The organism is Bacteroides sp. BFG-637 (assembly GCF_024793605.1).
Taxonomy (GTDB): Bacteria; Bacteroidota; Bacteroidia; order Bacteroidales; family Bacteroidaceae; genus Bacteroides; species Bacteroides vicugnae.
On record NZ_JANUPD010000002.1, the window covers coordinates 41,467 to 53,269 of the forward strand.

General features: G+C 41.9%; 6 protein-coding genes. All 6 read left to right on the forward strand.

Annotation, left to right across the window (positions count from 1 at the left end; translation table 11 throughout):
• Positions 1-31: 31 nt before the first annotated feature.
• The 6 genes from NXX38_RS00210 to NXX38_RS00235 are packed head-to-tail and all read left to right on the forward strand — an operon-like array spanning position 32 to position 11,803.
• Positions 32-3,466: a TonB-dependent receptor gene (locus NXX38_RS00210; protein ID WP_258978267.1), complete on the forward strand. Its 3,435-nt coding sequence runs from the start codon at positions 32-34 to the stop codon at positions 3,464-3,466.
• Between the two features lie 11 nt (positions 3,467-3,477).
• On the forward strand, positions 3,478-4,977 hold the full coding sequence (locus tag NXX38_RS00215) for a RagB/SusD family nutrient uptake outer membrane protein (protein WP_234132425.1): 1,500 nt from the start codon (positions 3,478-3,480) through the stop codon (positions 4,975-4,977).
• Positions 4,978-5,004: 27 nt separating this feature from the next.
• Positions 5,005-6,705 (forward strand): right-handed parallel beta-helix repeat-containing protein, encoded by a 1,701-nt coding sequence (locus tag NXX38_RS00220; RefSeq protein WP_234132423.1) that lies wholly within the window; start codon positions 5,005-5,007, stop codon positions 6,703-6,705.
• A 51-nt stretch (positions 6,706-6,756) separates the two neighbouring features.
• Positions 6,757-7,794, forward strand: coding sequence for a BACON domain-containing protein (locus NXX38_RS00225; protein ID WP_195649145.1), 1,038 nt, complete (start codon positions 6,757-6,759; stop codon positions 7,792-7,794).
• 27 nt (positions 7,795-7,821) lie between these two features.
• Positions 7,822-9,828: an FAD-dependent oxidoreductase gene (locus tag NXX38_RS00230; RefSeq protein ID WP_195649146.1), complete on the forward strand. Its 2,007-nt coding sequence runs from the start codon at positions 7,822-7,824 to the stop codon at positions 9,826-9,828.
• A gap of 19 nt (positions 9,829-9,847) precedes the next feature.
• Positions 9,848-11,803, forward strand: coding sequence for a sialate O-acetylesterase (locus NXX38_RS00235; RefSeq protein WP_217721261.1), 1,956 nt, complete (start codon positions 9,848-9,850; stop codon positions 11,801-11,803).

The window sequence follows — 11,803 nt, forward strand, 5'->3', positions numbered from 1 at the left end:
ATAGTTTTTAGTATCAACCTTAATATTTAATATGATGGATAATTTTTATCTTAAGAAAAGTTATCGCTACAAATGTAGCAATAATTATCTAATCTTGTTTAGTATTCTTTTCATTTTAGTCATTCATCCGGTGAATTTATGCGCTCAAAACAAAGAGATCACTCTATCGGTCAAGAATGCAAGTCTTCAAGAGGTATTAGACCAAATAGAAAATAAGACAATTTATCGTTTCACATATCGGGATGTAAACCTGACAAAAGAAAAGAAAGTGACTATTACAGTCAATCAAATGCCGATTGAAACCTTTCTGAATAAGGTATTGCCTCCAATGTCCTTAACCTTCAAAAAGAGTGGAAACACCTTTGCCATTATCCCCATGAAGCAAGAAAAAGGTAAAAAATTGACAGGCGTTGTAGTAGATGAGAACAATGAACCTCTCATCGGGGTATCAATACAGGTTAAAGGTGTATCTAAAGGTACGACTACAGATATTGACGGTAAGTTCACCATTGATGCAGACCCTAATACCGCACTAATATTCTCGTATTTAGGGTATCTCACTCAAGAGCAGAAAATAAAAGACCAGACAAATCTGAAAGTCAATATGATTCCTGACACTCAAACACTCGATGAAGTAATAGTCATCGGATATGGTGCCCAAAGAAGAAGAGACTTAACAGGTTCTATCTCTTCCATCAAAGGGGAAGAAATGCCTCAAATAGGTTCCACCACTTTGGGACAAGCACTAAAAGGACAAGTAGCAGGTATGTCTTTCACGCAAACCAGCAGTCAGCCGGGCGCCGCTGTTTGGATGCAAATCCGCGGTGCGGCCACCGGTGCTTCACCATTAATTGTAGTAGATGGTGTACCAGTCAGTACGATGTGGGAGCCTGATCCAGGGCTTAATTTCGGGAAAGGTGACAAGGAAAGTGTACTCGATAATATTAACCCGGACGATATCCTGGATATTCAAGTCTTGAAAGATGCCAGTGCTACCTCAATCTACGGTTCCCGTGCAGCCGGAGGTGTCATTCTAATCACAACCAAGCGCGGATCGACAGACGAGAAAGTGAATGTTTCCTTCAAAGCTTCCTATACAGGCCAGTGGATCGCAGAAAAACCGGAAGTAATGAACCCCAAAGAATACATGATCGCTTCCAATGACTCTCAACTTGAACGGTGGATGCAATCCAGCGGATATTATCCGTGGGGAACTCTTCCGCCTTCCGAAGACATTAACGAGATGCGCCGCCGTTACGAAGCTGCCGGAAAGGCATGGAATTACAGCTGGGACGAGATTCAGAATTTCACAGGAGGAACAGACTGGTATGATGCTGTGACAAGAAACGGACAGATACAGGATTACAATCTTTCAGTCAGTGGCAGCGGTAAAAAATCCAACTATCTCATTTCATTGGGATATATGGGTAATGACGGAATTGTCAAGAATAACGATTACAACCGGACATCAGGCCGCATCAACCTCGACCAGACATTCAGCAAGTATTTCAAAGGAGGGATAACAGTCTCTTACTCACATATAAAGTCGAATGATGTGCCCATATCCGGAAAGTCAGGATCAACAACCCTTTTCATGGCAGTACGCAAATATGATCCTACGATTCCGATACGAGATGAAAATGGTAATTACGCTCTTGGACGCATCTATGGTTTGGCCCAAAATCCCGCATCTATTCTGGACGCCACCATGCTAACCCAGAAAGATAACCTTCTGACCTCCGCTTTCTTGGATATTATGCCAGCAAAAGGTTTAGTAGTAAAAACAACCGTAGGATATGACCGGAAATTTGCCAGTACCGGTGCATATTTCCCTATGACTACTCAAGAAGGGATCAACGCCAATGGAGGAATCGCCAAAATCAACGAAAACAATTTGTCGAACTACTACATCAATATGACCGCCACTTACAACAAGACATTTGCCAACGACCACGCTTTAACATTGATGGCGGGCTGGGAGTATCAGAAAGTGGTATCGGAAAGCCTGAGTGGTGAAAATCGCGGATTTCCATACGATGGAGTGAAATGGCATAACCTCGATCTTGGTACATACGAAAAGCCTATTGCGTCATCTTCAAAAACTACAGACCAGAACGCTTCTTTTATCGCACGTCTGAATTATACCTATAAAGATCGTTACCTGCTGACCGCCAATTTTCGTAGAGACGGGTCGTCCAACTTTGCAGCCAATAAACAATGGGGTAATTTTGGTGGTATATCTGTTGCATGGCGTATGAACGAAGAATCATTTATGAAACCAATCGAATGGCTGTCAAATTTAAAACTCCGATTTGGAGCAGGTATCACCGGATATGCCGGAAGTCTGACCGGCACTCGTACTTATTATACTCCCGGAAAAGATTATTATTTCAATAACAAATTGACAAGTGGTGTAGCACTCGCCGTACTTGGCAACCCAGATTTATCCTGGGAATCACAGCAAGACATCAATATCGGTTTGGATTTCGGATTCTTCAATAATAAGTTTGGCGGTACCATTGATGTTTACGAACGAAAAATCAGAGACCGTATCGGTACAAAGAACCTGATGTCGTATCACGAAATCAACACATTAAATTACAATACTCAGCGAATAGACAACACACGAGGAGTTGACCTCTCACTTTATGGAACCGTAGTCACCAAATCCGGATTCAATTGGCGCAGCCAGTTCACATTGACTTATTATCGTGACTTTACCTCCAAACGAGATCCGTCTGAGGTACTCGATATTAATACTCCGGCCCGTAACATTGACTGGAACGACGTCTGGAGCTATCTTTCAGACGGGTTAATCATGCCCGGAGAAACAGTTCCTCATATGCCCGGTGCCCTTCCCGGCACTATTAAAATCAAGGACATTAATGGCTATTTATACGATGCAGATGGTAGTATAATGAGAGACGCCGATGGTCGTCCGATGTATTTGGGCGAACCGGACGGAAAGATCGATAATGCCGACCTGGTCGTTATTCATAATAAGACACCGATACCGGTCAGTTGGACGAACACGTTCTCCTACAAGAATTTCGACTTGAGCATCCATATGTATGGTAAGTTTAATCATTATAAAAACACTGATTATCTGGTGAACATCGCTTATGGCCCTTATGAAGGCACCAACACCTCTCCTTATTTCAACGATCGATTCACTTTCAATAATACTACGTCTACCATTCCGGCTTTCACACAGAATACTTCGTCAAGTTTTGGATATGCCGATTACTTTATGGAAAAGGCATGGTTTATCCGTCTGGACAATATCACGTTAGGATACACACTTCCCAAGAGTATTACCAAGAAGGTCCTGCAGTCTGTGCGTTTCTATGCATCTATGAAAAATATTCTGACACTCACCCCTTACAAAGGATATGATCCAGAATACGATGTGTACACGTATCCGAGTACCAGTTCTTTCACTGTTGGTGTGGATATTAAATTTTAACCCTTATCATCATGAAAACAAAAATACAATTCATAATAGCAATTGCGTCAATAATCCTTTCAATGGAGGCTTGCACACTCGAAAGGGAATCATATAATGAAATCTATCCTGAAAACTTTTTCCGCAATGAAGACGATGTGAACAAAGCACTTGCAGGGTTGTACTACGGTCCATTCCGAATGGGATACGGCAGTTTCTACGGAGTCGACCAATATAGCTATCAGGTAGTGTCTGACTTCACCTCTGGTACATTGGCTAGCCGTTGGACCACTGCCACAGGTTATCCGCAATATCAGGAACATCGTTGGGAAGAAAATGCTCCCGCAGGGTATGCCAAGGATTTTGCCGAAGGGATGTACTCGCAATATAACAAACTTACTTCTGTATTGGAAACTATCAAACGCATAGAAGCTGCCCCTATCACCGACAAGCTTAAAGCAAAAGCCATAGCTGAAGCAAAATGTATTTACGCTTGGATTGGTTTCATTCTCTATGACTTATTCGGCCCTGTACCATTGGTCACAGAAGAAGCACTGGCTAATCCGAATGAAAAAATACTTATCCCTCGTTTGAGCGATACCGAATACACCGCCATCATGCACAAATATCTGGATGATGCCATCACCGAACTGCCCATCAGACAAGATGACGATTGGGGACGAGTGTCCAAAGGACTGGCACTGATGTTGAAACTCAAATTCTACATGATAGATAAAAATTATACAGAAGCCGAAAAAATAGCAAGAGAACTGTACAGTTATCGCGGAACCACGTATGATTTGATGGAAAAAGGTAAATACAGAGAAATTTTTAACAAATATAATGTCAAAAACAAAGAGATCATCCATGCCATTCCATGTGGACTTGCCGATGGAATGCAAAACCGAAGTATCATTCAATTCTGGCCGGTACGCTATCGCGAGGACAGGCAATGCTGGTTTACCTTCGGCATGAACTGGGATTTCTACGACACCTTTGAAAGTGGTGATGACCGGTTAAACTCCATCGTTACTTCTTATACCAGTATCACCAATGAAGCAAATGACCGCACGCACGGATTCCTTGCTAACGCAGCGGCCATCATAAAAGTAGATGACCATACCTATACCGGAGGTGAATTTGCTTCAGTAGATTTGATTGTTTACCGCTTTGCCGATGTTATGCTGTCATTAGCAGAATGTATCAATATGAACAACAATGGTCCGACACAGGAAGCTATCGACCTCGTTGATGAAATTCGCAACCGCGTAAACTTACCCGAACTGACTGATGTACAAACGTCGGACAAGGATGCTTTCAATAAAGCCATCCTCAACGAACGGTTACATGAGTTTATGGCAGAAGGTTTGTCGCGTCAGGATAAAATACGGCATGGAGTATTTGTTTCCGACTCCAAGGCAATGTTTCCCAATAGCCAGTCGGCAAGTCATAAAGTACGTTTTGCCATACCCTCCAAATACATTCTCGAATCAGAAGGGGTGGTCAAGCAAAATCCGGGATATACCAATTAATATTTTCACCATAATCAAGTTAATAATATGAAGAAAAAATATATATGGCTATATGCATTTATCTGCTGTTGCTACAGTTGTGAAGGGAACAATGACCCGATCGATAACAAACCCAATCAATCAATAGAAGTGACTTACGACAAGGGAATTACTCCTCCTTCAATCCCCGTCATCGACGAAAGCGATTATACTGTCTATTATGTAGATACTGATACAGGCGATGATACAAATGACGGCCTAAGCGAGGCAACTCCTTTCAAAACGTTATCCAAAGTTACATATATGGCCAAGATTCCCAAGATGAAAGTCCTGCTGAAAAGCGGTTCTGTCTTTGCAGAAAATCTGGTTCTGAAAAATCTGAACAGTAGTGTCGACAAGCCATTTATTATGGACATTTACGGAGGAACAGAACGTCCTACCATCAGCGGAACAGGCGATCAAGCCGTATTGATCCAGGATGACAATATGCGTTTCCGCAATATTCGTGTAACCAACAAGACCGGAACACGTGGTATTCGCATACAAACCCAAATCCAAGGTGCCGGAGCTTTCCTCAATGTAGAAATTACAGGCTGCCTCATCGAAGAAGTGAACTGGGCCGGTGATATACCTTTTGAAAATGTTGATCCGGAAACGATCGATGTAGAAAAAATAGCACCGGATAGCCGCTTCTCCAATAAAGAGTTCGGTGGTATCATCATCGAAAATGCTACAACCCAAGAACAAGGTGCCAGCTGGTATGAAAATCTCTTTATCACCAACAACATTATTCGTCAGGTATGCCGCACAGGAATCCTGATTCAGGGGAAATGGGGACAACGTGACAAACCGGGCAACGGCAATAATGAATATATTAGCGACGACCAAAACTGGTACCCATCCAGAAATGTGGTGATACAAGGCAATGATTTCAGCTACTGCGGTGGCGACGGCTTGATCCTAATGGGCTCCACCGACTCTTATATTGATCATAACCGTTGTTTCCATGCCAACTTCCTCGGACGAAACGGACAGGCAAGTGCTGGCCTTTGGCCTTATAGCTGTACTAATATCGTCATGCAATACAACGAAGCCGCCTACACTTGGCTGGCTCATGGCAGTGCCGATGGTCAGGGACTTGATGTGGATATTGCCTGCAAAAACACATTAGTACAATACAATTATGTTCATCATAATAAAGGAGGAGGCATTCTTCTGTGTAATATAAAAACAGGAGACCATAGCGGAACGGTTATCCGCAATAACATTTTCTACAAGAATGACGGAAGTTACCGTGGCAGTCTGATGACAGTTTCAAGTAATGTGGGAGCAACAGACATTTACAACAACACAATTGTGTTGGATAATGGGACAACTCCAGTAATCATTTTTACTGACGACTGGGCTAATGCCGGAAAGTCTCATGATATTTCTTACCGGAACAATATTTTTGTGTCAATGACTCCATGTACGGGAAAAATAGACCTCCACAATATGGAGAAGTATTCGTTTGAAAACAATCTGTTTTTCCATGTGGGTAGTTCCTTTATTATAGATTCATCTCCACTCCGTTATGATCCGAAAATAAATGCACCCGTTTCAGCCAATGGTTTCAGTCAGACCCTAAGATTCCAGCCAACTGAATCCAAAGTTTTCACGGACGGAATATTGTTCGACGGAATGGCCGATACTGATTTTGCTGGAAACCCGGTTCAGGGAATCAACTATTTGGGAGCATTTTCTAAATAAAATATATAACTATATTTATATCTACATATGAAGCAGTATTTGAAAATATCAATGATAGTCACATTCGCATTAATCATATTTAGTTGCGATAAAGACAATGAACTATCCGGAAAAATTTTCCAAGTAGATAGCGCACAAAATTTAACTGTCGGAAAAAGTGGTGGCGAAATATTCATACCCGTAACTTCCACAGACAATTATGTACCTATGTCTTCCGAGCCATGGTGCACCATCGGAGAAAAAACGGAAGATGGCTTTTTCTTCTCTGTCAATACAAATGCATTGACAACAACAAGAAGTGTCGATGTAGTAGTAGCTACCGTAGGGTTTCCTTTCTACATCATCAAAGTTACACAAGAACAAGGCGATCCTAACTTCTCCATAGCAGACGAGGAATTGAATAAAACATTCGCACAAGCCGGTGGCGAACTATATGTGACTCTTGCCACAAATATAGATTATACAGTGGATCCTCCAACTGACACTTGGTGCAGCATAAGCGATATTACCGCCAATGGTTTCAAACTTACAGCGTCTCCTAATGATGTCACACAACGAAGAACCTCAATAACGATACATCCCAATGGAGATTTTCCAAATGTAACAATCATCGTGAAACAAAGTGGCAATGCAATACTACAAAACGGCTTTTTCATCAATAACAGCATGGAACATTGGACAACAAGCGGTACTAGCGGCCTGTTCGGACTGGCTACTGACGCATACATTGCAGCCGGATCCCCCACAGGAGCTTACTATCTTAAAAACAATATCTCCGCAACAAGCGGATTTGAAGGCAGAGTCACCCAAAAACTTACAAACCTGACCGATGGAGTTTACATATTATCTTGTCAGGCAGCCGGTTATCCGGGAAATTCAGCTGCCACTGACGGGGTTTATTTCATTGTGATTGATAAAAACGGAAACGAAACGCAACAGAAAATGACATTACCGGGAGGCGGTTGGAAAGAGAATTCCATGCAAATTAATGTAACAGGAGGAGAATGTACGATTGGAATCTATGCAAAAGCTGCCGGAGGCAGTTCATCTACCATGTCCTTTAAGGTAATGAATTTTGATTTCAAATAAATAACCTATAAAGTACTTAATGTAAAAATGAAAAATAGAATAATATTATTACTGTCAGTTATCCTGACAACAATGATTTCCTGCCGTACACAATCAGTTAAAGAAGTAGATATTTGTATCTATGGCGGTACATCGGCAGGTGTAATCGCAGCCTATACGGCACAACAGTCAGGAAAAAGTGTCTTACTCATCGAACCTGGCCGCCATTTAGGCGGCATGAGTTCGGGAGGATTAGGATTTACTGACATTGGAAACAAGTATGTAGTGCAAGGATTAGCGCTAGATTTCTATCGCCGGTTGGGCACACACTATGGAAAACTAGAACAATGGATATTTGAGCCAAGCGTGGCCGAAACCATTTTCAAAGACTACATAAAACGCGCGGGAATTGAAGTCTGGTATGAAAACCGATTGTCCGATGTAGAAAAACAAAGAAACTCCATCACCACCATTACATTGGAGGATAGTAAACATCCGAACCATACTACCAATCGAAAAGTGCGGGCAAAGGTATTTATTGACTGTTCTTACGAAGGAGACTTGATGGCAAAAAGTGGTGTTTCCTATATAGTGGGACGAGAAGCGAACAGTCAATATGGAGAAACATATAATGGTGTCGAGTTAATGGACCGTCATCAATTCCCTGACGGTATAGACCCCTATAAGATAAAAGGTGATTCAACCAGTGGGTTAATTTATGGTATCAATCCCGCTCCGGTCAATTCAAATGGAACCGGTGACAAAAAAGTACAGGCATACAACTTCAGGATAACATTAACAAACCGTCCGGAAAATCGGATTCCAATCACCAAACCGGACAATTACAATCCCTCACGCTATGAATTATTGCTACGGCTCAAAGAGTTACATCCATGGAATAAACATACAGATGTTTTTATTTGGAGTGATATGCCTAATGGAAAGACAGACATTAATAACTTCGGAGGTTTTTCTACAGATGTAATAGGTGAAAATTGGAATTACCCGGATGCTGACTATGAAGAACGGGCACGAATTTGGAAATTCCATGAAGATTATACCAAAGGCCTGCTCTACTTCGTGGGACATGACGAACGGATTCCCGAATCAATCCGCAACCAGATGTTGGAATGGGGTTACCCGAAAGATGAATACACAGACAATGGACACTGGACACACCAACTGTATGTACGTGAAGCCCGACGGATGATCGGTGAACTGGTCATGACACAACATCACTGCCAAGGCAGGGAAACTGTAACGGACGGTATAGGCTGGGCCGCCTATACCATGGACTCACATAACTGTGACCGCCATATCGTGAATGGCATGGTGAAAAATGAAGGGAATGTAGAAATCGGAGGCTTTAGCCCCTACCCTATTTCATATAGAGCCATCACTCCCAAACAAAATGAAGTGCAAAATCTGCTGGTCCCTGTTTGTTTGTCAACGTCACACATCGCATATGGCTCAATCCGCATGGAACCGGTATTCATGGTATTAGCACAATCAGCAGCCATTGCCGCCGGTCAGGCTATTGACAAATATGATAATTGCGTACAGAAAGTAGATGCCAAAGCTATCCTGAAAGAATTCAGAGAAAACCCATTGGCGGACAAAAGCCAACCGGAAATCCTGATAGACAACCATGATACGTCCCATGTTCAACGTACCGGAGAGTGGAAAACTGAAATATGGAAAGCTTATGGTCCCGATTTCTTTTCTGACGATTCCAAAGGAAAGAATCTTAAAACCATACAATATACTCCGGTCATACCGGTAGACAATCTGTATGAAATATATGCTTATTTCCCCAAAGTACAAAATGCTACTACACAAACGCACATAGACATTTACGATGGAAATGAGTTACATAAAAAGATCATCCGATCTTCGGATATTGTTGTAGAAGGACAAACTTCCGGAGAATGGGTCTCTATCGGGCAATATAAACTTACAAAGGGAATGGATAACTATGTGAGAATCTCGAACGAAGAAGCAGATGGAATAGTTGTAGCAGATGCAGTACTCTTTATCCCTGCAACAGACAATTAATCGATAAAAACGTATAAAAATGGATAGATTCAAAAAATATGATACTTTCTTTTTAGTCATATTTTGTTTACTCATCTCTCAAAGTATCCGGGCAGAAATCAAACTGCCCGGATACTTCACCGACAACATGATGTTACAACGGGATATGCCCATAAAGATTTGGGGATGGGGAAACAGGTATGAAACTGTGACGGTCAGTATTCATGATCAGAAAGTGAATACACGGTGTAAGAAAGACGGCACTTGGGAAATAATTTTATCTCCTATACCTTATGGAGGTCCTTATTCTCTAACGGTCCAGGGAAAAGAAAACAGTATTAAAATAGAAAATATATTGATTGGAGACATCTGGCTATGCAGCGGACAGTCTAATATGGAATGGACTGTTGAACAGTCCGCCAATTCAAAGCAAGAAGTTCAAAATGCCAATTATCCGGAAATCAGAGCATTAAAAGTACCTAAAAGCATCAAAAACAGCCCACAGGACAATTTTAATGCCCAATGGGAGATATGTTCTCCTTCCACTGTCGGAGCTTTTTCGGGAATAGCCTATTATTATGCCAGAGCTCTGTATAAAGAAGTGCAAATTCCTATTGGGATTATCAACGCTTCTTGGGGAGGAACAGATATTGAAACATGGATTAGTGATGAAGCTTTTACTGCACTCCCCTCCAACGTTCAAAAGCAATATAACATGGAAGTCGTCAATAATCTGGAAGAATATATTCGCCAGAACAAGGGACAGAAACAGGCTTTTCTGGATGCCATGGAAAATGATCCGGGAATTAACAACCAGTGGTTTATTCCCGGATTCAACACTGTGGCATGGGAAGAAATGAAAGTGCCCGGTGAATGGGGAACAACTCCTTTATCACTAATAGACGGACATGTATGGTTCAAATATGATCTGAACTTAACTTGTACGGAAGCAGGCAGACCCGCCACTCTTTCTCTTGGAACCATCGACGATGCAGATATCACATGGGTGAATGGAACAAAAGTTGGTAATGCCAGTGGATGGGATACTCCACGAATCTATTCCATACCTCCCGGCATATTGAAAGAAGGTAGTAACAACATCACTGTCAGAGTAACTGATAACGGAGGAAGTGGTGGCATGTGGGGACAGGAAGCGGACATCTATCTGGAAATTGACAATACCCGTCACTCTCTGGCAGGAAACTGGAAATATCAAATGTCAGTTGCCAATGCAGATTACCATGTATTGGATATAACTCCCAACATGGTACATTCCTCCTTATATAATACAATGATTCATCCGCTCACTCCTTTCCGTATAAAAGGAGTCATCTGGTATCAGGGAGAGAATAATGTAGGAGCAGGATATGATTACCGGACACTATTTCAAACACAGATAAAAGATTGGCGAACCCGATGGGGGTATGAATTACCTTTCTATTGGGTACAATTAGCCAACCTGTATCCGGAAGACACGACCCCTGTCGGAAGTTCATGGGCAGAACTTCGGGAATCTCAAGCTATGACATTGGAACTGCCACACACAGGACAGGCCACTATATATGACATCGGCGACGCTTATAGTATACACCCTACAAATAAACAGGAAGTGGGCAGACGCCTATCCTTAATTGCATTGCACAAAGATTATGGCAGAGACTCACTTGTTTACAGCGGTCCTACTTTCCAGAATGTCAGTTTTAAAGAAAATACAGCTGTTATTACCATGAATACATATGGTTCTCAATTGACTATTCATAACAAGTATGGCTATCTGGAAGGATTCAGCATTGCCGGAGAAGACCGGAAATTTGTATGGGCAAAAGCATTTATTGATGCAAATGGAAAAATCATTGTATACAACGAGAATATAGCAGAACCGGTTGCTGTCCGTTATGCTTGGAGCAACAACCCCGCCGCCAATCTATTTAATGCACAAGGTCTTCCCGCTATTCCATTTCGTACAGATAGCTGGAAAGGCGTTACTGAAAAATAA

Excerpts from the sequence above, each read along its gene's own strand:
- NXX38_RS00210 (WP_258978267.1), top strand. The coding sequence starts at position 32 with ATGATGGATAATTTTTATCTTAAGAAAAGTTATCGCTACAAATGTAGC.
- NXX38_RS00215 (WP_234132425.1), top strand. The coding sequence starts at position 3,478 with ATGAAAACAAAAATACAATTCATAATAGCAATTGCGTCAATAATCCTT.
- NXX38_RS00220 (WP_234132423.1), top strand. The coding sequence starts at position 5,005 with ATGAAGAAAAAATATATATGGCTATATGCATTTATCTGCTGTTGCTAC.
- NXX38_RS00225 (WP_195649145.1), top strand. The coding sequence starts at position 6,757 with ATGATAGTCACATTCGCATTAATCATATTTAGTTGCGATAAAGACAAT.
- NXX38_RS00230 (WP_195649146.1), top strand. The coding sequence starts at position 7,822 with ATGAAAAATAGAATAATATTATTACTGTCAGTTATCCTGACAACAATG.
- NXX38_RS00235 (WP_217721261.1), top strand. The coding sequence starts at position 9,848 with ATGGATAGATTCAAAAAATATGATACTTTCTTTTTAGTCATATTTTGT.